Source organism: Gemmatimonadota bacterium, from assembly GCA_021295815.1.
In the GTDB taxonomy this organism is placed as follows: Bacteria; Gemmatimonadota; Gemmatimonadetes; order Longimicrobiales; family Gaopeijiaceae; genus JAGWBQ01.
In genome coordinates this window covers 96,437-118,437 of the sequence record JAGWBQ010000011.1, presented here as the reverse complement: position 1 = coordinate 118,437, position 22,001 = coordinate 96,437, and the positions used below count along the sequence as shown (strand labels likewise).

Below are 22,001 nucleotides of genomic sequence, written 5' to 3'. Positions count from 1 at the left end.
TTGGAAGAGCGAGAAAAGAAACCACATCAGACACCATCAACCACAGAAACCAACCGTCCGTGAAAGCGGGGCAGGTCCAGACTGCCGGCGCATTCACGATCTTAAGGAGGCGGCTACTTGGGCAAGTGGATCGTTTTGCAACGACGGCAAGGATGCTATGGGCATGATGCTCGCGGATTCGAATCTAGGTTGGGGTACCCGAAACGACGGAGTTACCGGTTGGGCACGACCCAGTAATGACCCCGACCGTCCCGGGTTTGCGGTCTTGGAGTCCGGTTTGCAAGACCGAGAGCTCCTCTTGACCGCAGTGCACGAGGCGTGGCACCTTAAGGGGGGAGGGCTCGAATGGTAAGCAGATGCCGTGGAGCTTTGTGTAAGGTCTTTGGAATGGTAGAGGATATGTCTCAAGGGGCGCGACGAACGACTGCTGAAGAGTATCGTTCCGGAGGAGGAGAAGAGGGCCCGCGATCGTTGACAGGGAAACGGGCTAAACCCCGGCTGCCCATGTCACCAGCCCGCCCGTTCGCCGCCCGCGTCTCAGCCGCCCTCGTCGCTCTCGCGATCACCTTTGCCGGAATCGGCGCACCCGACCGTGCGTCGGCCCAATCCGCAGCACAGGCGCCTCCTCAGGTCGATCTTCGGGTCTACGAAATCGTCGAAGCGGTTTCCGCCGAGCGCATCGAGGCGGACATCCGGCGACTTGCGGGCTTCGGAACCCGGAACACCTTCTCCGACACCCTTTCCGAGACGCGGGGAATCGGCGCGGCCAGGCGCTGGATCCAAGCCGAGTTCGAGCGCATCTCGGCCGGATGCGACGGGTGCTACGACGTGGTCGACCTGAGACGCATAGTGCCGGTTCCGGACACCACGTGGGTGGTGAACATTCTCGCCATCAAGCGGGGCACGGTAAATCCCGACACCTACGTGATCATGTCGGGAGACATCGATTCGCGGGCGTCGAGCGGCTCCGACGGGGAGAGCGACGCTCCGGGGGCCAACGACAACGCCTCGGGCATGGCCGGCGCCATCGAAGCGGCCAGGCTGCTCGCGGACCACGAGTTCGGAAATTCGGTGATCCTCATGGGGCTTTCCGGCGAGGAGCAGGGACTCTGGGGCGGACGCCACGTGGCCGAAGAGGCTCGTGAGCGGGGGTGGGAGATCGTCGGCGTTCTCAACAACGACATGATCGGCAACATCGAGGGCGTGGACGGCGTGATCGAGAACAACACTTTCCGCGTTTTTTCCGAACCCACGCCCGTCACCGACTCCGACCGGCAACGGGCGCGCTACAGAGTCTTCGGGGGCGAGGTGGACGGGCCGTCGCGCCAGCTCGCCCGGTACGTCGCGCGCACCGCCGACCGGTTCATTCCGAACCTGGACCCGATCATGATCTATCGGCTCGATCGTTTCGGTCGCGGCGGCCATCACAGACCGTTCAACGACCTGGGTTTCGCCGGCGTGCGCATCATGGAGACGCACGAGAACTACACTCGTCAGCACCAGAACATCCGGGTCGAGAACGGAATCGCCTACGGAGACGTGATCGAAGGCGTGAACTTCGACTATGCGGCCAAGCTCACCGCGCTGAACGCAGCCACGCTGGCCCAGCTCGCATGGGCGCCACCGGCTCCTTCAGGCGTCCTCGTCGGCGGCGCGGTCCGACCTTCCACCACACTGACCTGGGATCCCGTCGAAGATCCGCGAACGGCAGGCTACAAGGTCTACTGGCGGGAGACCACGGAGCCCCAGTGGCAGTGGTCGCGATGGGTCGGGGACGTCACGACCCACACCTTCGACGGCCTCGTCATCGACAACTATCTCTTCGGGGTAGCCGCCGTCGGCCACGACGGGAACGAGAGCCTGGTGGCGTTCCCGCAGGGACAGATTCCGAGGCGGAGGTAGCGTTTGCCGAGTCTTCCGGTTCGGACTCCTCCGGATCGACCTCGGGCGGCCGCGCCCGATCGATTCTCAGCGACACGCCACCGAAGAAGGAAGAGCCCGAGCGCTTGACCTCGTGGTCGCCGTCATGGAGATAGTCGAAGATCGCCTGATCCCACGATAGCCCGGCCTTGGCGACGAGCTCCAACCACGGACCGTAAGCCGTCTCGTCCGGCGCTTCGGTGATCCCGCTCCAGATGGTTATGGCCGGGTCGTAGCCGCCGCCTCCTCCTCCCGACGAACCCTTGAGCGGCATGTGGATCATGACGCTGTCGATCATGGGCAGCCGGAACACCTCGGGGTCGAAGGCCGCACCGTACCTGCGGTAGCGTTCGTACGTGCGCTGATTCATCTCGAAGACGTCGCGATTCGAGTTGATGCCCTCGGTGACGTATCCGCGGATCGAGAAGGCCGCGTCCTTGTGGCGAGGGAAGTTCGGGCTGTCGACGTACCCGAACCCGGGCATGAACCAGCCCTTGTTGAGGCCCCAGTTGCGTTCGGTGACTCGGCCGCGGCGCACGAGTCCGGAGTATTCGCTGAAGAGCTGCACCACCTGGTGCGACGGGTACCCGTGCGGGTTGAGAAAGACGTCGGGCGTCCACATCTCCCAGAGTCGCTGCCGCACCGCCGCCTCGGGATAGATCGGGTGAGGGTCGCTCCCGCCGCTGGTGGCGCCCTGACCCAGCGAGCCGAGGTAGCCTGCGTGGAGGATGAAGTCGGGGGTGATGCGGAAGAGATCGTAGGCGAGCTGCGCCCCGTCCGGGTTGGTGAAGGGGTGGACGATCACGTTGACTCGATCCAGCTTGGCCCGCTGTTCGGGGTCGGTCAGCAGAAGCTCGGCGTGCCGGAGCACGTGGCTGGTGGAAGAGACCTCGTTGGCGTGTTCACGTGCGGAATAGATCACGGTAGGCTTCTGCACGCTCGCCTTGGCCCTCGAGAAATGGCTGCCGGAGATCGGCGACGTGAGGTCGGCCGCCCAAATGTCCTTGCCGAGGTACGAACGCCCGATCCGGTACATCGTCACCTCGTCGAACGCGTCGGCCATCTCGGCCAGAACGCGGTGCCCCTCGGGCGGCGGCATGGGCGTGTCCCACTGGACGAGTCGCTCACCCGAATAGCTCCAGCCCTCGGCCAGCAACGTCCGCCAGTCCGGGTGCGGCGGTGGTTCACCGTTCGCCGCCAAGGTCGCGGCGCGACGCGACTCGGGGTCCGGCTCATGGCTCCACTCGGCCCAGACCTCGATCTCCCCCAAATCGGGGAACGCCAGTTCGTCGGTGTAGAACCCGGCCGCCCGGAGCGCTTCCATCTCGGCGAGGGAGCTCTCGATCTGCTCCGCCGACACCATCGAACGATCGACCGCGAGCGGCGAAGCGACCGTGATGAGGCTGTCCCGGAGATCGACCTCGGTATCGACCTCGACGCGAAGGGCGAGGTGGGCGAGGCCCGGTTCACCGGCGACCACCTTGGCAAGTCGGGCGGACGGACGGTCGAGAGAGCTCTTAGGAATGTCGAGCCGCTTCTCGGTGGAGTCGTTCGCGCTCACGACCGTGACGATCACCGCAGGCCGCGAGGTCTTGAAGCCGGTGAAGCTCACCCTCATCTTCGGCGGCTCTCCGTCGGCGACCGGGCGCATCACCGGAATCACGCGCCCTGGGAAGGTGAGCCCCTGCCCGCGCGAATTGCGCCCGATCAGGTCGAAGAACTCGAGAGTGCCGAAGTAGATCTCCTCGTGGAGCGCGTCCATGGGGGAGTGGATCTCGTTGTCGATCTCAAGCCGATAGTCGGGTTCGCTCATCTCCAGCTCGACGGTAAGCTCACCGAAGTAGGGGGCATCGGCGGACCCGCCGAGCGGAAGCCCGTCGTGGAGCTCCATCACGTGGTCGTAGATCGCGGTCAGGACGTGGCTCTGGTAGTGGTCCCAGAAAGTCTCGGCATCCGTGGGGATGCGTTCGTCCACGATCATCCGGACGGTTTCACCCTCGCCGACCGATGCGGAGAGCCACCCGGTGGTGACTCTGACGCGCTCGTAATCCCGAAAGCGGTCGAAGTAGGGGCGCAGAACCAGGTGGGGATCGAAGCTCCGGGTGAGGAGGAGCTCCCCGCTCGTGTCCGCGACGACCACTTCATAGGTAGGTCCGCTCTCGGTCTGCTCGAAGCGGATGCGTTCCAGGTCCAGCCCCATGTCCCGGGCGAGCGCTTCGTCGACAGGAAATATTTCGTGGAGCCACCTGACCGGTGTGTGCATGGCCTGTTGCGGCCACTCGGCGGGCGGCTCGTTCCGGCGGAACCGGATCAGGATCTCGCCGATCTCGCGTCCGTCGGCCCGCATCTCCTCCAACTTGGGACGCACCGATTCGGTGAGCCAGTAGTAGCCCTGCTTGAAGGCGGAAAGAACCTCCACCGAACTCGCTTCGGGGTCGGCTCCCGCCTCTGCCAGCTCCCGGAGAGCCTGCGCGGCGATCCTCCGCCGGAGCTCGGGCGGCTCGCTGAGCCGGGCGCGCACCCTTATTGCGCTTCCTGAGGCGACTTGGGGGAGAACGGCTTCCCGAAAGCGTTCCCAGAAGCGATCCGTCTCGCCCGGGAAGACGGAGTCCTCCACGAAAATCGTGCTTGCGGTTTGCACGTCCCGGTCGTCGACCACCACCTCGACGCTCTCCGTTACCAGACCGAGCCTTGAGGTGACGCGTTCGCGCACATGGTCGCCCAGGCCGTCCGCCGCCTTCTCCACCGAGAAGAGCACGCGGGCGCGTTCCCAGGTGGCGGGCTCGTCGCCGGCGTTCGCGGTGTCACCGGGCGACCCGTTCCGGGCGAGCTCGTCGAGCATCCGGTCGAGCTTGTAGAGCCCGATGGCGGCCTGCCCAAGCGGCGAGTGTCCCGATAGAGCGTCCCAAAGGGCGCGCTCCACGTCACCGATCCTGGGCCGGTCGTCGCCGCGTTCCGAGATGTTGGGGAAGGTACGGGCGGCCTGGGAGAGGGCCCGTTCCGCGCCTGCTGCGTCGATCCCGGTGACGACGAGCGCCGACTTGCCGCCGAAGGCGTCGGGAACGAGCTGGATCAGCCCCTCGCCGGGATCAAGCGAGTCGGTGCGGACCTTGCCGCTGTCCGCCAGACTCCCGATGTGAGCGTTGCTGTCCGCAGTCCCGGTGAGGATGAGCGTCGGCAGGGATCCGGGGCTTTCGACCGCGTCGGCCGGGACTGCGAGCGGAAGCACCAGTCCGGTCGACTCGAGGCCGAGACGCGCGCCGAGGTCGGGGAGACCGTCGCTGCCGTTCGCTCCGGGCACGAGCACGGTCTCGGTGCGGGAGGGGATGGCCCCACCTCCGAGCAGACCGTCGGAGGTGTAGAGGTTGGAGAGGTCGAGGCCGCCCTTGCCGCCAGCTCCCGGACGTCCCGGCACCGGACCCGGAGCCACAGGGTCGGCTCGCCCGGCAAGGCGCACGACTGTGGCGGGCCGCGCGGCGGCGTCTCCCTCGTCCGCGATCCGCACCGCCACTCCTCCCAGCCCTCGGTAAGCGAGCGGCGCTCGCTCTTCCGCAGCGGTTGAATCGGACTCCTCGTCGCCATCTCCTTGGATCCTTTCGAGAGCGGCGACGGCTTCTGCGATCTCCGCCCCGGGGAGGGCCAGGTCGGCGACGACAAGAGAAACGCCCTCCGTGCCTGTCCTCGCCCGAGCGCCGCCTACCCTGATGCGGATCTCCTCGTCGTCTTCCTGTGCCAAAGCGGACTCGAGGTCTGCGCGCACTGCGGAGAGTCCCGGAGACGAGAGATTGCGGACGTGGGGCAGGACCCCCGCGAACAGCCGAGCAGCCGCGAGCAGACCGGCGTCATCGCCACCCACCACGATCAGCCAGCTCCGCCCGTCCTCCTCCACCAGCGAGACCGACCCCTCGCCGGGATCGAGCGAGAGAGGGTCGATTCCGGGCCGGATCAGGCCGCTGGCGGCGAGCCCGCTCCTGCCGATCACGATGCGGAGGCCGTCGTTCCCACCGGCGCTGTCGCTCCCGGCTTCCCAGCGAGAGATCGGAATGTCGAGCGACGACGTTTCGAAGCCCAGGCGCGCGGAAATCTCGGCGGCCGCAGCGAGCTCCGAGGCGGAAGGTGAGCCGCCGAGGACGAGCGCCGCGGTGACGAAGTCCACCGCGCCGTCGCCGTTCAGGTCGGCCACCAACCCGCCGCCAGGCTCGAATACGTCGACGAGGTCGGGGTTCTGGGCGGAGCTCGGACCAGGTGAAAGACCCAGGGACAGCCCCAGCAAGGCGGGGAGCAGGTTTCGCTTCATGGAGCGAATCATAGCAGCCCGCAGCGAAACCCGCACGACGGCGGGAGCGGGCGAAGCGTCGTGTGCGGCCAAGGCGCGATAGCGAGCGTTTTTGGTACACCAACCGAGATCGTTATGAAGGAGATCGCCTCCCGCCCGACCGCCCCCCAGCCCACCTTCCACCGGAACATCGTTAAACGCGCGACGACTGTCCATCTGTGATCGGTGTCAGCTCGCTGGAAGAGGCCGAGGCTCTCGAGGAGAAGGCGGTTCCGCCACCGCGGAGCCGGAACCGGCGGGGTTCTCAGGGGTCTGGGTTCTGCCGCGCGTCCCTCTTCGCTTTCGCATCGAGGACCGATCGCGCCTAAGCGCCCCCAGCCTCCTACAATGCCCGCCACAGAGAAGGAAATTCGCAAGGCCCTGCGCAAGGTGAAGGACCCGGAGCTCGGTCTCGACCTCGTGGTTCTCGGTCTCATTTACGACATCGAAATCGCCGAAGCAAAGGTGGACGCCACCATCTCGCTGACCTCGCCCTTCTGCCCGGTCGCCGGCCAGATAGCGGACGAAGTCAAGGCAGCCATCGAGGGCGTGGACGGCGTCGATGAAGCCAGCGTCGAGATAACCTTCGATCCACCCTGGACGCCCGAGCGGATCAACCCGCTAATCCGCGCATCCATCGGACTCTGACATACATGTCGGCCCGCATCGAAGACGAGCTGATCGCCAAAGTGCAGAGCGGCCACATCCTGGAGTCGCCCGACGAGATGACCCCGGGATACCGCGACGCCCTCCGCGTCCAGCTCACGGTTCAGGCCGACACCGAGCTCATCAGCGCTCCCGCGTACTGGCGCGCCGCGCGCCACGCTCCTTCGACCAACACACAGGTCAGCGCTCACGCCATCATCCAGGACGAACTGGCGCACGCGAACATCGCCTACCGGCTTCTGGAAGACATCGGCGAGTCCAAGGAGCACCTCGTCTACGGCAGGCAACCTCACGAGTTCAAGCACCCCTACGGATTCGACCAGCCCCTCGACAACTGGGCGGAGCTCGTCGTAGCGAACGGCTTCTACGACCGCGCCGGCATCTGCCTCCTTTCGGACGTGCACCGGAACACCTCTTACGGACCCCTCAAGCGCGCCCTAGTGAAGATCGACGCTGAGGAAACCTTCCATCTTCGCCACGGCGAGGTGTGGATGCGCAGACTTTCCAAGGCGGGTGGCGAGGCGAGGGCCATGCTTCAGCGCGCCGTCGACTGGATGTTCCCGATGACGCTCGAGTGGTTCGGATTGCCCGACGACCGGAAGCGCCACTCCGGCCAGCTCGACTACCGGCTCAAGGGCCTCACCAACGACCAGCTTCGACAGACTTGGATGAGCTCCACCGTTCCGCTCTGCGAGCGTCTCGGCATTTCGGTCCCCGCGCACCGAGCGGTGAGCGGCGAGTACGTGCTCGACTACCCTTTCCCTTGCGCCTACGACCCCGAGGCCAAACGCTGGCTGTTCGGCGAGGGCGAGATCTCCTGGAACGAAGTCTTCGCTCGCTGGAAGGGTCGCGGACCGATGAACGAGGCCTACGTCGAAGCCGTGCAGAGATCGCGGAGGAGCGTTGCGGACTGGTTCGACGGAGCCGCTGCGGCGTGAATCCCATTGCCATGCCCGCACCGCCGATCCCGGCTGGCGGCGGCAGGGACGCCTGGTCGCCGCCCCGCGAAGTCGCACCGGCGGAGCGCGAAGCGGCCGTGTGGGGAGCCTTGGACGAGGTGCTCGATCCCGAGCTGCCCATCTCTTTGGTCGAGCTGGGTCTCGTTTACGGTGTCGAGGTCGACTCGGCAACGGTGCGGGTGATGATCACCTATACCGCTACCGGCTGCCCGTGCATGGACTTCATCCGCGAGGACATCTCCGACCGGCTCGAACAGGAGCCGTGGGTCGACGAAGTGCGCATCGACGAGGTCTGGAGTCCACCGTGGACTAGCGCCCGCATCACGGAAAGCGGACGAGCCAAGCTCAAGAGCTCCGGCGTGGGCGTCTAGCGGACCGTGGACCTGCGCGAGCACGTTTACGAAGTCTTCGCCCGGAAGGCCCGCGGGGATCGCCTGTTCCACATCGGCTGGGTGGACGCCTTCGACGACGAGACCGCCAGGATCCATGCCTGGACCACGTACTCGGAGGAGAAGTGGTTCGAGATGGTCGTGGTGCGGCGCGACAAGCTCGTCGCGGTGAACCGGTGGGGCGCCGGTTTCGATTCCGGTGCCGGCTCGGGCTCCGACACCCGGTCCGGAAGCGTGCGATGAACCCGCCCCTCCGCCGGCTGATCGTAGGCCTCGCCGACTCGAAACGCCTTCTCGGCATCCGCTATTCGGACTGGACCATCGGGGCGCCCTCGCTCGAGACCGACATCTCGCTGGCGTCGATGGCTCAGGACGAGTGGGGACACGCCCGGCTCATTTACGCCATGCTGAAGGAGCTGGACGAGGACCCCGATCAGGCGGAGCGGGACCGCCCGGCCGCGGAGTACGCGAATATCGACGTGCTCGACGAGGCGGCGGCCGACTGGCCGAGTCTGGTGGCGACCATGGTGCTCGCGGACGGCGCGCTGAGCGTCGCGCTCAAGGGTTTCGCCGAGGGCGGGTTCGAGCTCGCCCGTTCCCGGGTTCCCAAGATGCTCGCCGAGGAAGAGTACCACGCGCCCTTGGGGGCGGCCTGGTACCGGCGTCTGGCCTCGTCCGAACGGGGCGGGGCGCTTCTCAGGAGAGCTACCGAAGAGCAGCTCCCGGCGGTTCTGGCATGGCTGGGCACGGTTGACGAGGAGCGTCGCAGTGTGGTCGATGCGAAGGTCACATCGTCACCCAAGGTGCAACTTGACACCTTCGCGGCCGACGTCGGACCTCTGGTTGCCGAGTGCGGCGTGGCGATCGAGTCCGTGAATCCCGCTTCGGAGTGGGACAGCGGGCGAGGAAGAGGTCCGGGAGCGCCTGCGGACGAGGCGGTGGTCCGAGCCCGCGGGGACCTGAATCGGGCCCTGTTCGTAAGATGACGGATCGCTCGGGCTGCACCTTCCCCGCCGAATCGGCGCCTTCGCCGGAGGGACTCCCGGCTCCGCCCGCACTACCTGAATCGCCCCCATGCCCATTCTGCGACAAGAGAGAAACGGAGCTCGCAAACGCCTTCGGCCCGCACGCCTCGGTGAGCTCCTTCTGGTGCCGCTCCTGCCACTCCCCGTTCGAGGTGATGAAATGGCGCTGACCCGCCGCCTTCCGACAACAGCCGCCCGCAATCCTCGGGTGTCTACAGCCCGTCACCCTTCATCGCGCCTTGCTCGCGAGCCGCTTCGGCTCTCTCGTCGCTCGCGCGTGATCATCTGCGGACTGTCGGCGTTTCTCCTGCCGGTCACCACCGCCTGCGCCGGTGCCGGACCACGCCTGCCGGACCCTCGACCGGTGGTCATTTTCTCGGGCGAGCGTCTGCATGCGGACTACGACGAGATGGTGGAGGTTCACGAGTGGTTCGTGAGCTCCCAGAGAAACATCGAGGAGGATCCGACCTTCCTCATTATCGCCGGCCCGTCCACCGACGAGGCCTATCCGTGGTCGGGACACCGCATCGAGGGCGATACCGCCTGGGCGAGCTACAACCCCAGGTCGCCCTTCTCGCAGTCCATCCAGCTAGCCTACGCGCATCTCCGTCTCATGGATCGCATGGGGCGGCTGGAGGAATGGCTCCCGGAAGCTTCCTCTGCTACGGGCTACGAGCTGGAGCGGGCCATCCTCAGGAGGTGCGCTCGGGCCTGGATGCTGGCACGGACCGTCTTTGGGGCCGACCCCTTCGGACCGCTCGACGAACTCGTATACGCCGACGAGGCCGGCCACCTCGACGCGTTCATTTTCACGGCGCGGCCTTCGGAGTTCGCCAGAGAGCGTGTGGAGTGGGCGAGGGCGAATCCGGGAGCCACCGACGCCTACCGCGAGTGGTTCCTCTCCACCTTCAACCGCGAACCCCCGGGACTGCGCTCGAACTGACCGGGACTCGACCGCTTGCGGTCCGCATTGGCCGCCCCGTAGACGTGGATTACCGCCTCCGCAAACTCCGCGTGAAGCTGCGGCGACAACCCAATGCGGCGTAGCATTCCCATGCGGGCATACGGCGTTCCCTCTTCTGCCTGCCTCATCATGTGTTCCCCGATACCCTTTCCGAGAACCTTCCCCACGGGCACGCAGTGAGAAAGGACCCAAAAAAATCCGACAACTGTCCCACCCATTGCAGCCAGGGCCAGCAATAGGAGCACACCGTCGAGAACAGCCATGGGTTCCTCCTCAGAGTTTCCAGGCCCGGCGAGCATGAACCGCAGGGCCGGTGGACTCTTCGGCCCGTCAGCCGCCTCCGCTCATCTCGCGGGAGGTGGCGGCCCGCACCTCCCATTTCAACCCTACCGGACCTGTTTGGTCTATTTCGCGTACCCGGACGGTGATCTGGCGCTCCTTCCTGAAGCGCTCCTGACGAACCTTGCCGCCGAGCACCGCGAAGTCCTTCACGGACAGCCGGCAGATTCTGCCCGTCGGAGAGGTGGCGACCAGCTCGCGGCTCTTGAGCCTGCCGAGTCGAGGGGCTTCGCCGGACACGAGACGAAGGCGCAGGATGCGCCCGTCATGGGGTGCGTCCAGGGCGTCGACGACCGCGAAGCGGTAGCCGGCGCCGGACATGGCTTCGGTTTGCATGGGGACATATTAAGACGATGACGGACGGAACGGAAGGGCCGATCGCTCCGGGAGGCCTGAGCCTCTCTCCCGACCACATGCGCAGACTGGCGGCGCAGGCCACCGATCACATCATCGAACGCATGAAGGCGCTGCCCGACGAGGCGGCATGGAAGGGAGCCGGACGCGCCGAGATGGAAGCCCTGCTCAGAGAGGACCCCCCGCTGGAGGGTCGCCCGCCGGAAGAGGTCATGGAGCGGGCGGTACGGGACGTTCTACCTGTGGCGGGACGGGTAGACCACCCCCGTTTCTTCGCCTTCGTACCGGGCGGTCCGACCTGGCCCGGGGTGATGGGGGAGTATCTGGCGGCGGGGTTCAACACTTTCGTGGGCACGTGGCTTGGAGGGGCCGCGCCCTCCATGGTGGAGCTGGTCGTGCTGGACTGGTTCCGGCAATGGATCGGCTACCCCGAGACCGCAGGCGGCCTTCTCACCTCCGGCGGTTCCGCAGCGTCGCTCGACGGATTCGTCGCCGCTCGCGAGCACGCCGGCTACCCCAGGGACGCAAGCGTCTACATGAGCGATCAGTCCCACACCGCCCTTCTGCGGGCGGCCCGCATCATAGGCGTTAGGCCCCACCTGGTCCGCATGGTGCCAAGCGACGGGCGCTTCCGCATGGACATGGCCGAGCTGGAAAAGATGGTGGCCGCCGACCGTGCCGGGGGCATCAACCCCATCGCCGTCTGCGCCAACGCGGGCACCACCAACACCGGCGCCGTCGACCCTATGCACGCGATAGCCGATTTCTGCGAGGCCGAAGGGATCTGGCTCCACGCGGACGCCGCCTACGGAGGGTTTGCGGTTCTCTCGGACGCGGGACGACAAGCCCTGTCCGGGTTGGAGCGCGCCGACTCGATCGCCATGGACTGCCACAAGTGGCTCTTCCAGAACTTCGAGGCCGGCTGCGTCATGGTGAAGGACGTCCGCACCCTGGAGAACGCCTTCGCGGTCCGTCCCGAGTATCTCCAAGACACTGCGTGGGGGCAGGATCACCCGAATTTCGGTGACCGCGGACTCCAGCTTTCTCGGAGCTTCCGCGCCCTCAAGATATGGATGTCGATCCAGAGCTTCGGGCTCAACGCTTTCCGGGACGCGGTCGGACGCGGCATCGAGTACGCGCGCCGCGCCGAGGCCTGGGTGAAGAGTAGCGAGGTGCTCCAGGTGGCCAACCCCGCCTCCCTGGGCGCGGTCTGCTTCCGGGTCAACCCTCGGGGATCCGACCTTCCGGAATCGGTTCTTGAGCGGCTGAACATCCAGGTGCAGTCGCGAATCGTAAGCGACCGGATCGCGATGATGGCCTCGACCCGACTGCGCGGCGTCTATTCCCTCAGGATGTGCATCGTCAATCACACGACCACCTGGGAGGACGTGCGCGCGACACTGGAACGGATCGAACGATTTGGAAGGGAGGCGGTAGCCAAGGACATGCACACCAGCTCCGACCCCGAACTCCAAGCGAGCCAATGGAAATCGACCTAGCTCTCCTCGCCGACGCCGCCAATCTCGACCGCCACGGGAAGCTCAACCTGCTCGGCGTCTTCGATCGCATCGCCACGATGTCCTTTCCCGCGCGCCATCCTCGCATGGTGCTCATCCTCCGGTTCGCGGCGCCCATCAGCGAGGCGGGACGTCACCGGGTGAACATCACGCTGCAAGGGCCCGACGGCGAACAGATCGTACGGGTGGACGGAAAGGTCCAGATCAGCCCTTCCGGCCCTGCCGTGGGGGGCGTCTTCCGAGTGCCGCACATCCTGAATCTCGACGGGCTCGTCTTCCATAAGCCGGGGCTGTACGCGTTCGCGGTCGATGTCGATGGCGAACATCATCTGTCGATCTCCCTCGTCGTGGAAGGTCAGCAGACCCAGCCGGTTCGGGCATGAGCCACGGAGCCTCGGCGGGCGAACGGATTCTCACCCGGCTTCTCGAGGAGGAGATGCGCGAGTCCTTCCTCGACTACTCGATGAGCGTGATCGTGCAGAGAGCGCTTCCCGACGCGCGTGACGGCCTCAAGCCGGTGCACAGACGCATCGTCTATGCGATGTACGGGCTCGGCTTGCTCCCGGAACGGCCGTACAAGAAGAGCGCCACCGTGGTCGGCGACGTCCTGGGAAAGTACCACCCGCACGGCGACTCCGCAGTGTACGACGCCCTCGTGCGCATGGCACAGGAGTTTTCGCTGCGCATCCCGCTGATCGACGGTCAAGGCAATTTCGGGTCGATCGACGGGGATCCCGCAGCCGCCTACCGCTACACCGAGGCGCGCCTGGCTTCCGTCGCCGTAGAGCTCATCGACGACGTGCGCAAGGAGACCGTCGACTTTCAGCCCAACTTCGACGGAAGCGCCAAGGAGCCCGTGGTGCTCCCAGGACGCTTCCCCAACCTTCTCGTCAACGGCTCGGCAGGTATCGCTGTGGGCATGAGCACGAACGTGCCTCCCCACAACCTGGCGGAGGTCGCAGCCGGGGTGCGTCAGCTCGCGATCGACCCCGAGTGCGACGTGCGGGACCTCATGCGCCACGTTCCGGGACCCGACTTTCCGACCGGCGGCTTCATCGTGGGTCGCGACGGGATTCGCGGGATGTACTCCGAGGGCAGGGGGCGCGTGCAGGTCAGGGCTCGGATCATGAAGGAGACGCTCGGCAGCAAGGAGCGGCTCGTGGTCAACGAACTTCCCTACGGCGTCTCCAAGAACAAGGTGATCGAGCAGATCGCCCGCACCGTCAAGCTGGGACGAGCCGAAGCCATCTCGGACGTGCGCGACGAGAGCGACCGCGAAGGCATGCGTCTCGTGATCGAGATGAAGCGCAACACCGACGCTGCGCGTCTGATCTCGCGCCTCCACCGCAGCACTAGCCTGCGGGTCACCTTCGGGGCTCAGCTTCTCGCTCTCGACGGAGGCGAGCCGAGGATCTTCACCCTGAAGGGACTGCTGGAAGCGTTCCGCGACCACCGGTTGGAGGTGATACGACGTCGTTCGCGCCACGATCTCGAAAAGGCGCTGGCCGAACGGGAGATCGTCGAGGGACTGCTGGCGGCTCTGGCTCGCATCGACGAAGTCGTGCGCGTTATCCGCTCGTCCGAGAACCGGAAGGAGGCCGCGCTCAGGTTGAGGGCGGCGCTCGATCTGAGCGAGACGCAGGCGGGAGCCATCCTCGACATGCGGCTTGCCCGGCTCACCGCGCTCGAACGCGTGCAGCTCGAGGCTCGGCTCGACGTGCTGAGGGCGGAGATCGACAGCTTGCGCGAGCTGCTCTCCTCCGAGGAGCTCCAGCTCGAGGTCATGCTCGACGAGCTGCAGGAGGTGGTCGAGAGTCACGGCGGCCCGCGGCGCACCGTCATCCTCGACAAGGAACCGGAGGACGGCGGCGAGCTCGAACTGGAGGAGCGGTTGGCGGAGGAGGACGTGGTCGTCACCTTCACCCGAAAGGGGTTCGTGCGGCGCATACCCATGCACATCTACCGCAGGCGGATGGCGTCAGGGAAGCCGCTCGTGCAGAGCTACGCCGAGGATCACCTGGAGAGCGTATTCGTGGCGCGCTCCCTGGGGAACATTGTCGCGTTCTCGGAGGGGGGAAACTGCTTCGTGCTGCCGGTCTCCGAGGTGCCGAAGTCGTCGGCGGCCCATCGCGGCAAGTCCGTTTACTCGCTGGTGGAAGGCGCGACCCGTGACGACCGTCTCGTATCGGTGATGCCAGCGGGCGACTTGGGAAAGGATGAACGGATCGCGGTCTTCGCCACCCGCCAGGGCATGGTGAAGCGCACCCGTCTCTCCGAGTTCGCGAACGCCCGCAAGACGGGAGTCATCGCCATCGGACTGCGAGAGGGAGACGCGTTGGCGGAAGTGCGGCTCTCGGGAGGGGCTTCGGAATTGCTGGTGGTTTCCCGTCGAGGCCGCGCGATACGCTTCTCCGAGGCCGACGTGAGCGTCGTGGGCAGGTCGGCGCAGGGCGTGAAGGCGATGTCGTTGGACGAATCCGGAGATGCCGTGGTCGCGATGTTGCTCGCTCACCACCGGGCCGATCTGCTGACGGTGACTCGGGGCGGGTGGGCGCGCAGGGTTCCCATGACGGAGTTCCCGCTCCAGAAAAGAGGCGGGCTCGGCACCCTCCTCGGAATCAGGGGCGACGACGTGGCGGCCGCCCTCGACGGAAGTTCGGGCCGATCGGTGCTCCTGGTGACCGGTGGCGGCGAGTCGGGAACGATGAGGCTCGATGCCGTGCCGATCCAAGGCAAGCGCGGACGTGGTCGCCAGATCATGCGACTCGTCGCGGGCGACTACGTGGAGCGGGTCGGGATCGCGAGCGCGGATGACGACGAGGGGGAGGAAGGAGCATCCGTCGGAGGCGCGAGCAGGTTTGGTGCGGAGCAGGCCCAGATACCCGACCTGAGCTAACGGCCCGTGGGCCGCCAACCCTCGACGAAGCCCTTGAGGATGCGGTAGGTCAGTCCCCAGATCACGAGTCCGTCGACTCGGTAGCACGGGTACTTGAGGACGGTCGCCGGGGAAAGGGATGGTCGCCTTCGGCGCTGTCCGGGTCTGACCTCGTGAAAGGAACGTGCGACCGGGTCGGCGAGGGCGCTCGCGGACACCCAGTGCACCGATGCGATCTCGCGACTTGCGGGGTGTGCTGCGGCGCCTGCACCCACCTCGAAGGCGAACGGGGTGACGCTGAGCGCGGGGAGGTGTTTCGAGACGGGAGCCACCGGCTCGAGCTCGCCCAATGGAGCTGCCCTCCGGAGGTCGAGTCCGGTCTCCTCCAAGGTCTCGCGCCGGGCCGTACCGATCAGCGACGAGTCGATCTCCTCGCGCCTCCCGCCGGGTAGGGCGACATCTCCCGACCAGGGATCGGCGGGCGACTCGGCTCGCCTCACGAGCAGGATCTCTCCCGGCGGGCGAACGACTATCGCCACTGCGGCCTCCTTCAGGGTCAGGATTCGTTCCCGTGCTCGGCCAGGGCGCGTTCGAGGTGGGCGCGGACTTCATGCAGCGAGAGAGCGCCGATCGCGGCTCGAACCCCCGCTTCCGAGCGTGAATGCGCCAGGATCGGGGTTTCCAGATGGCCGACGATCCCGATCCCGGTCGCGGCCCAGCGCGGAAAGACCAGGTACCCGGAATACGGTGCGCGCAGGTCTCCCGTCCGTTCCACCTCCACCTCCACGGTATAGTGGTTGCCCTCCGCGGACCCGAACGCGGGTGGTCGCTTGTGGAGCTCGAGATACCCTCCCAAGGTCTGGTCTGGGGGAGGGCCGGATAACGGCTCGGCCATCGGGGACGTCCGCTGCTCCGTGAGAGCTCGGTTCGGTCTGGTGTTGGGTCCGGGAGCTAACCTATGATCCTGCGCCCCTTCTTCAGGCCGTCCTTCTGCTCGATGTAGGGCACGCCCTTGGAGATCCAGTCCGGAGCCGGCTCACCCTTCAGGTAGTGACCGAACCACTGCAGGATGCGCGAGGCGTAGTCCTTGCGGTTGGGGTCCTGCGCCAGACCGTGGTTCTCGCCTTCGTAGACCAGCATCACCACGTGCTTGTCAGCCCGCCGCGCGGCGTTGTAGAACTCCACCCCCTGGTTGAACTCCACGGCGCCGTCGTCGGTCCCGAATTCGATCAGCAGCGGGGTGTTCAGGGTTTCGATGTGATGAACGGGCGAGTTCGCGTGGTACGAGTCCCAGTCCTCCCACCACGGCACCTGCATCCTTCCCTGGCTTATCTCGAAAATGCGCGCGTCGGTCCCGCCGCTGTTCCAGTAGAACGAGAGGTACATGCTCATGAGGTTGGTGAGAGGCGCGCCCGCCACCGCGCTCGCGAAGAGATCGTCCTGCGTCACGAAGTAAGTGGTCTGGTAGCCTCCCCACGAGTGGCCGATCAGCCCCATCCTCTCCTCGTCGATCGGCGCGGCCTCGAGCGCCGCCACCACCGCCGGGCGAATGGTCTCGACGTTCGACTGACCGGGCCGCCTGTCCCGATAGACGATGTCCGGCATCAGCACGAAATATCCCTCCTGGCTCCAGACCTGCGTGTTGTAGTAGTTCTCCGGGTCGGGCGCCACGTATCGGTGGAGGCTGGTCGAGAGGATCTCGTAGTGGTAGACGATGAGGGGATACGTGCGTCCGGGTTCGTAGTCGGCCGGATAGATGAGTGCTCCCTGGAGCGGCCGGCCCCACTCGTTCTCGTAGTCGATGAGTTCGGCACGACCCCAGGCGTAATCGGTCTGGAAAGGGTTCGTGCGAGTCACTTGCCTTGCCTCGTCGAGATCGGCGTCGGTGACGAAAAGATCGGGCGAGTCCTCCCAGCGCTGCCTCGTATGTACGAAGACGTCCGAATCCGACGCCTTGACGAGAAAGCCGACCGAGGCGTCCTCCAGGAGGAGAACTTCCGGAGAGTCGTCGTCGAGGTCGCCCAGGCGCGCGAATCCCGACTGCTTGGTCCACAGCCCGCTCAATGAGAAGTAGAGCGGCTCGCCGGGATCCCAGGCCTCGGCCTCGGGGTCGAGGCGCACAGGGCGATGCCGGACGGATTCCTCGGCCCCGCGGGTAAGCCGTCGGCCGCCGGAGCCGTCGGCGGATACCAGCCACACGTCGAACTCGTCGAAGAGAAGCACCTCCTCGTCGCCATCGGTCCAGCCACCCTGACCGAACGAGGGCATTTGCTCGCGACTCGGGGTCACGTCCAGGTTGACGAAGGTTCCCGGAAGCTCGGCGGTGACGTTGCGCCTCTCCCCGCTGGCGATCTCGTACGTCCAGTAGTCTTCCCCCTCGAACCAGAGCAGGTAATCGCCGTCCGGACTCGCCGAGGCCCCCGTCGCGAGCGCCTCGTGGACGAGCGAGGTTTCGCCGGTGGCCGTGTTCACGAGGTAGAGGTCGTGACGCTGCTGATTGAAGCGCGCGTCGTAGTCGTAGGGGGTCTCGTCCTGTGCCAGGAGCTGAGCGCCTCCGGCTATCACCCGGACCTGATCGGCGTGGTCGCCGCCCAGGGCCAGGAAATCGCCGGATTCGAGATTCCAGCTTCCCATGTGAGTTCGGCGGCGCAACTGATTCTCGCGTACCCGCTGTTGAGGGACTGGGTCGAGGTCCAGCGAGTGCCAGATCTCGACTCCCGGCGGGTCTTCTTCGTCCTCCTCCGAGCCGACTTCGGCCACATCCTCTTCTTCTTCGGTCTCTTCTTCTTCGGTCTCTTCGGCGGGAACTCGTTCCTGCAACCCCACGAAGATCCTGTCTCCGTCGTCGGACCATCCGATGGGCCGATATTCCGCAACCCTCGTTCCGGCGGCCGACGGCGCCTCCACGTCGAGCTCGAACACCTCCGGCTCGGACCGGTCGAGCCCCCGCCAGGCGAGCACCATGTGGGCCGTGTCTTCCCAAGCCTCGTCGGGGTGAACCCGCAGCACCGCGAGGTCGGCGGCGTCCTCCCTCCAGCGAAGCCCGGTATAGGCGGCGTCCTCGGCGTCCAGCATGGACAGACGTCCGCTGCCGGCATCGTAGAGCCTGATCCCGTTTCCGAGATCGTCCACGGCGTCGACCTCCATCGCCAGGAGGTGGCCGTCGTCCTGCCAGGCGAGATCGCCCACGTTGCCGAAGGTGATGGTCGAACCCGAGCTCATATCTCTGACCATCGCGTTGCTGCCGACGTCGCGCTCGCTTCCGATGCGCTTGAGGGCCAGAAAGCGTCCGTCGTCTGAGAAGGTGAACGAAGCGACGGCTTCCATGCTCTCCACCGTCCCGGCGATCAAGTCCATCAGGCCGAGGCCGGTCTTCGGCGTTTCGTCCCGCTCGGCCATCCGTTCGCGCTCGTCGGGCGATACCCCGACGGTGTAGGCGAGCCAGCGGCCGTCGGCGCTGAAGGTGGCATTGGTCCCGAAGGAGACCGCCACCAGCGAGTCGGAGTCGGTGCGGCGGATCCGAAGCTCGTTTTCCTCGTTGACGCGCGAAACCTGTACGGCGAGCCAGAGGCCGTCGGGAGAGAGGGTCGCGCGCCCCAGCCGCTCCCATTGCCCGTAGTCGTCTGGGGTGAGCGTGGGAAGCTGTTGGGCGGAGAGCTCGTCGCCGGTCGTGGAACCGGGTAGGCCGAGCAGGACCAAGATGATCGGCGCGGGAAGGAACGGACGGGTGTTCATGGGACCTAGGGGGCTGCGGGAGATGGCCGAGGAAGGCTCCGGGCCGCTGCGGCTGCGGGAGACGATGCGGCGGATGGAACGGATGAGAAGAATAGGCGCTTCCAGGGGATTGGGACAGGGGGGACGTGGCTTACCGAAACCCCCTCGGTTTGACCGAACGGCGGACGTGGGTGAAATTGCGCCGAGACAGCCGTCGCATGGTGTGACGGTCCGTCGGTGGTGGCTTCGCGAGGGGGAAACGTGCCAAGAACCATGCGCGCTGCGGTTTTCGAGAAATGCGGCGGTCCGGAAGAGATCGTCGTTCGTCGTGTCCCGGTCCCCGATCCCGGACCGGGCCAGGTGAGAATAAGGGTGAGCGCTTCGGCCATGAACCATCTCGACCTATGGATGCGACGCGGGCTGCCTCAGCTCGAGATTCCCATGCCTCACATCGGAGGGTCGGACATCGCGGGCCGGGTGGACGCTTTGGGACCGCACGTCGGCGGCATCGCTCCGGGGACGCGGGTGGTGGTCGATCCTTCGCTCGACTACGGATGGTACACCCGCAGGAACCGGGGCACATCCATCTCCGACTCGAATTTTGGGATCATCGGCGAGCACACCCAAGGGGGGTTCGCCGAGTTCTGCGTCGCTCCGGCGGCGAACCTTCTGGAAATCCCTCCGAATTTCGACGATACCGTGGCCGCCGCCGCGAGTCTGACTTTCGTGACGGCGTGGCGGGCGCTCGTCACCAAGGCCGCCCTACGTCCGGGAGAAAGAGTACTGATCACGGGCGCATCGGGTGGAGTCGGGACCGCTGCGGTCGCCATAGCTGCCAAAGTCGGCGCCAGCGTCTTCGCGCTGTCCAGCGGAGAACGGAATGCGGAGGCGCTGCGCGAACTGGGTGCGCATACGGTCTACGACCGCACGGAGACACCGGACTTCGCGGGTGAGGTATGGCGCGACACCGGCAAGGAAGGAGTCGACGTGGTCTACGACACGGTGGGCGAACCGATCTGGGAACAGTGCGTCCGGTCCCTGGGCAGGTGCGGACGCCTCGTCACCTCCGGAACCACAGGCGGAGGCTGGGCCAGAACGAACCTGAGGGCCATCTTCTGGAAGCAGCTCACCGTCATGGGAAGCACGATGGGGACTCCCGACGAATACCGCTCGGTCATGCGACTCGTATTCGACGGAGACATCTCTCCCGTCATCGACCGCGTTCTTCCGCTCGGCGAAGCTCGTAGGGCTCACGAGATTCTCGAGGCCGGGGAGCACTTCGGCAAGCTCGTTCTGGTACCTCGCCTGCGGAGCGAGGGCTAGCGGTACGGTATGACGGAGATCAAGGAAGCCCAGGCGAGCGTCGATCGGTGGATCGCGCGCTTCGAGGAGGGCTACTGGCCCCCGCTCGTCAATCTGGCCCGCCTGACCGAGGAGGTCGGCGAGCTGGCGCGAGAGATGAACCATCGTTTCGGAGCTAAGAAAAAGCGAGACGACGAGCCGCAAGGGGATCTCGCGCTGGAGCTCGGGGATGTGCTCTTCGTGCTGATCGCGATAGCCAACGAGCAGGGCATCGACCTCGACGACGCTCTGACGAAGGTGCTTGGGAAGTACGAAGCGCGCGACAGCGATCGGTGGAGGGCGGCGGAGAGCGGACCCGCCGCACAGCCGGGGTCCACTCGCGACGGTGACACGAACTAGCGGCGTGGAGAACTCGCGCGAGCAACGGAACGACTAAGCGGCCGCACGCTCCCAAGTCGCCTCCGCACCCAAGCCGCGAAGGTTTGTGCGACTCTATCTTCGCTCTGACAGCGGCTCCAGCCTCCACACGTCCACATGGTCCAAGCCCAGGTCGTTCTGACGGATCGTGGCGAGATAATCGCCCCGGAAGACGGGAGCGGTGCGCTCCTTGTAGGGAACGGCGGGAACGCTGCCGAGCAGCCGCCCCTCCGGGTCGAAGAACTCCCAGCGGTTGCCTGCGTTACGGATCACGTCGACCCATAGCTTGCCGTCGGGGGACACGAAGATCTCGTTGATGAACGACATCCGGTCCGGCCGGCTGTAGCTCCGGGGATTGCAGGAACCGTCCGGCCACCTCTCCATGGCTTCGTCGAACTCCGCACTGCCCGCGTCCCATTCCTCGTCCGGGACCGGCTCGGGCGGCAGCGTGCGCTCGATCACCCGCAGGGTATCGCTCTCGCCCTCCGTGACGGCGATCCGGTAGAAATAACCATAGGCCGAATACATCACGCCACCGGAAGCCGGATGCAGCAACCACTTTGCTCCGACCGTGTGTGAATAGAGGCCGATCATCCCGTCCTCCCAAGTGCAGAAAATCGACTCCATCGACCCGGGAAGGCCCTCTGGAGCGGTATGGAAGGACACGGTATCGCCCGTGTCGCCATCGCTGTCGAAGCCCACATACACCGTGCCGAGGTCTGGATCGAGCGCGAAGCGGAAGACTTCGTTTGCGCCGACGGGGAAGAACCGAATGAACGCGGGCGAGCCGCTTAGGCCTCCGGCGGTCCTTCTCTGGCCGAGCCATTCTCCGTCAGCGGAAAACTCGCCGATGCGCCCCTGCCGGGGATCGAAGATCACCAGCCGGTCACCGACCCACGCGAGAGAATAGAGGCTCCTGAACTCACCCGGCCCCTCACCCGCTCGGCCGAAGGTGCGCACATGCGCGCCGTCGAAACCGAAGACGCGGACCTCGAGGTTGATGTTGTCGGCAACGAACACGGTCTCGCCGGGACCCAGGGCGACGGCGCTGACCGAACCGAACTCCTCGGGAGTCTCCTGTTCCGTCAGCGACTTGGGTCCGATCGAGACGACCGGGGTGAGTTGCCATCGGGGCGGCGTGCCGGTGTTGGTGACGTGGACGACGACGCCTACGGTGTCGAAGGTGGTGGCGAGGTCGCCACCGCCAGCAGTTGAGGTCCCCTGATCGCAGGCTGCTGCCAAGGT

The 22,001-nt window shown here is 66.1% G+C and carries 18 protein-coding genes; 12 read left to right on the top strand and 6 right to left on the bottom strand.

Going from position 1 to position 22,001, the window contains the following annotated elements:
- The first annotated feature begins 504 nt into the window (after positions 1–504).
- On the top strand, positions 505–1,902 hold the full coding sequence (locus J4G12_06360) for a M28 family metallopeptidase (GenBank protein MCE2455432.1): 1,398 nt from the start codon (positions 505–507) through the stop codon (positions 1,900–1,902).
- On the opposite strand, the gene J4G12_06355 is transcribed toward J4G12_06360, so the two are convergent.
- A complete protein-coding gene (locus tag J4G12_06355) occupies positions 1,805–6,217 on the bottom strand; it encodes a hypothetical protein (protein ID MCE2455431.1) in 4,413 nt (1,470 codons plus the stop codon). The genes J4G12_06360 and J4G12_06355 overlap by 98 nt on opposite strands.
- A gap of 366 nt (positions 6,218–6,583) precedes the next feature.
- Between J4G12_06355 and J4G12_06350 the strand changes: the two genes are divergently transcribed.
- The 6 genes from J4G12_06350 (at position 6,584) to J4G12_06325 (ending at position 10,217) form a co-directional block, all read left to right on the top strand.
- Positions 6,584–6,883, top strand: a complete 300-nt coding sequence (locus tag J4G12_06350; protein MCE2455430.1) for a metal-sulfur cluster assembly factor — start codon at positions 6,584–6,586, stop codon at positions 6,881–6,883.
- A 5-nt stretch (positions 6,884–6,888) separates the two neighbouring features.
- Positions 6,889–7,839 (top strand): phenylacetate-CoA oxygenase subunit PaaI, encoded by a 951-nt coding sequence (locus J4G12_06345; protein MCE2455429.1) that lies wholly within the window; start codon positions 6,889–6,891, stop codon positions 7,837–7,839.
- Positions 7,840–7,850: 11 nt separating this feature from the next.
- Complete coding sequence (locus J4G12_06340; GenBank protein ID MCE2455428.1) at positions 7,851–8,231, top strand: metal-sulfur cluster assembly factor; 381 nt, start codon at positions 7,851–7,853, stop codon at positions 8,229–8,231.
- A 6-nt stretch (positions 8,232–8,237) separates the two neighbouring features.
- Positions 8,238–8,492, top strand: a complete 255-nt coding sequence (locus J4G12_06335; protein MCE2455427.1) for a hypothetical protein — start codon at positions 8,238–8,240, stop codon at positions 8,490–8,492.
- Complete coding sequence (locus J4G12_06330; GenBank protein MCE2455426.1) at positions 8,489–9,235, top strand: phenylacetate-CoA oxygenase subunit PaaI; 747 nt, start codon at positions 8,489–8,491, stop codon at positions 9,233–9,235. The genes J4G12_06335 and J4G12_06330 overlap by 4 nt, the downstream gene beginning before the upstream one ends.
- Before the next feature lie 316 nt (positions 9,236–9,551).
- Positions 9,552–10,217, top strand: coding sequence for a hypothetical protein (locus tag J4G12_06325; protein ID MCE2455425.1), 666 nt, complete (start codon positions 9,552–9,554; stop codon positions 10,215–10,217).
- 351 nt (positions 10,218–10,568) lie between these two features.
- Here J4G12_06325 and J4G12_06320 read toward each other — a convergent pair whose 3' ends face one another.
- Entirely contained in the window at positions 10,569–10,898 is a 330-nt protein-coding gene (locus J4G12_06320; GenBank protein MCE2455424.1) for a hypothetical protein, read from the bottom strand.
- A gap of 32 nt (positions 10,899–10,930) precedes the next feature.
- On the opposite strand from J4G12_06320, the gene J4G12_06315 reads away from it, so the two are divergent.
- The 3 genes from J4G12_06315 to gyrA are packed head-to-tail and all read left to right on the top strand — an operon-like array spanning position 10,931 to position 15,344.
- Positions 10,931–12,430, top strand: coding sequence for an aminotransferase class I/II-fold pyridoxal phosphate-dependent enzyme (locus tag J4G12_06315; protein ID MCE2455423.1), 1,500 nt, complete (start codon positions 10,931–10,933; stop codon positions 12,428–12,430).
- Positions 12,415–12,831, top strand: a complete 417-nt coding sequence (locus J4G12_06310) for a hypothetical protein (protein ID MCE2455422.1) — start codon at positions 12,415–12,417, stop codon at positions 12,829–12,831. Before J4G12_06315 ends, J4G12_06310 begins: the two co-directional genes overlap by 16 nt.
- Positions 12,828–15,344 carry a DNA gyrase subunit A gene (gene gyrA, locus J4G12_06305; protein MCE2455421.1) on the top strand — a complete coding sequence of 839 codons (2,517 nt, stop codon included), beginning with the start codon at positions 12,828–12,830 and terminating at the stop codon, positions 15,342–15,344. Before J4G12_06310 ends, gyrA begins: the two co-directional genes overlap by 4 nt.
- Here gyrA and J4G12_06300 read toward each other — a convergent pair.
- The 3 genes from J4G12_06300 to J4G12_06290 are packed head-to-tail and all read right to left on the bottom strand — an operon-like array spanning position 15,341 to position 19,058.
- The gene (locus J4G12_06300) at positions 15,341–15,862 is read right to left on the bottom strand and encodes a CoA pyrophosphatase (protein MCE2455420.1); all 522 of its coding nucleotides are present in this window, start codon (positions 15,860–15,862) and stop codon (positions 15,341–15,343) included. The two genes, gyrA and J4G12_06300, sit on opposite strands and share 4 nt — an antisense overlap.
- Positions 15,863–15,879: 17 nt before the next feature.
- Positions 15,880–16,218, bottom strand: a complete 339-nt coding sequence (locus tag J4G12_06295; GenBank protein MCE2455419.1) for a hypothetical protein — start codon at positions 16,216–16,218, stop codon at positions 15,880–15,882.
- A 56-nt stretch (positions 16,219–16,274) separates the two neighbouring features.
- A complete protein-coding gene (locus tag J4G12_06290; protein MCE2455418.1) occupies positions 16,275–19,058 on the bottom strand; it encodes a prolyl oligopeptidase family serine peptidase in 2,784 nt (927 codons plus the stop codon).
- Between the two features lie 240 nt (positions 19,059–19,298).
- Here J4G12_06290 and J4G12_06285 point away from each other — a divergent pair, with 240 nt between their 5' ends.
- Both J4G12_06285 and J4G12_06280 read left to right on the top strand, forming a co-directional pair.
- Complete coding sequence (locus J4G12_06285; protein ID MCE2455417.1) at positions 19,299–20,360, top strand: zinc-binding dehydrogenase; 1,062 nt, start codon at positions 19,299–19,301, stop codon at positions 20,358–20,360.
- Between the two features lie 9 nt (positions 20,361–20,369).
- Positions 20,370–20,738: a nucleotide pyrophosphohydrolase gene (locus tag J4G12_06280; GenBank protein MCE2455416.1), complete on the top strand. Its 369-nt coding sequence runs from the start codon at positions 20,370–20,372 to the stop codon at positions 20,736–20,738.
- A gap of 93 nt (positions 20,739–20,831) precedes the next feature.
- Here J4G12_06280 and J4G12_06275 read toward each other — a convergent pair.
- Positions 20,832–22,001: hypothetical protein (locus J4G12_06275; protein MCE2455415.1), on the bottom strand; the 1,170-nt coding region annotated here is incomplete at its 5' end.

Bases quoted from the DNA above. Each gene is read 5' to 3' on its own strand.
- J4G12_06360 (MCE2455432.1), top strand. From the start codon at position 505: ATGTCACCAGCCCGCCCGTTCGCCGCCCGCGTCTCAGCCGCCCTCGTC.
- J4G12_06355 (MCE2455431.1), bottom strand. From the start codon at position 6,217: ATGAAGCGAAACCTGCTCCCCGCCTTGCTGGGGCTGTCCCTGGGTCTT.
- J4G12_06350 (MCE2455430.1), top strand. From the start codon at position 6,584: ATGCCCGCCACAGAGAAGGAAATTCGCAAGGCCCTGCGCAAGGTGAAG.
- J4G12_06345 (MCE2455429.1), top strand. From the start codon at position 6,889: ATGTCGGCCCGCATCGAAGACGAGCTGATCGCCAAAGTGCAGAGCGGC.
- J4G12_06340 (MCE2455428.1), top strand. From the start codon at position 7,851: ATGCCCGCACCGCCGATCCCGGCTGGCGGCGGCAGGGACGCCTGGTCG.
- J4G12_06330 (MCE2455426.1), top strand. From the start codon at position 8,489: ATGAACCCGCCCCTCCGCCGGCTGATCGTAGGCCTCGCCGACTCGAAA.
- J4G12_06320 (MCE2455424.1), bottom strand. From the start codon at position 10,898: ATGTCCGGCGCCGGCTACCGCTTCGCGGTCGTCGACGCCCTGGACGCA.
- J4G12_06315 (MCE2455423.1), top strand. From the start codon at position 10,931: ATGACGGACGGAACGGAAGGGCCGATCGCTCCGGGAGGCCTGAGCCTC.
- J4G12_06310 (MCE2455422.1), top strand. From the start codon at position 12,415: ATGGAAATCGACCTAGCTCTCCTCGCCGACGCCGCCAATCTCGACCGC.
- gyrA (MCE2455421.1), top strand. From the start codon at position 12,828: ATGAGCCACGGAGCCTCGGCGGGCGAACGGATTCTCACCCGGCTTCTC.
- J4G12_06295 (MCE2455419.1), bottom strand. From the start codon at position 16,218: ATGGCCGAGCCGTTATCCGGCCCTCCCCCAGACCAGACCTTGGGAGGG.
- J4G12_06290 (MCE2455418.1), bottom strand. From the start codon at position 19,058: ATGAACACCCGTCCGTTCCTTCCCGCGCCGATCATCTTGGTCCTGCTC.
- J4G12_06280 (MCE2455416.1), top strand. From the start codon at position 20,370: ATGACGGAGATCAAGGAAGCCCAGGCGAGCGTCGATCGGTGGATCGCG.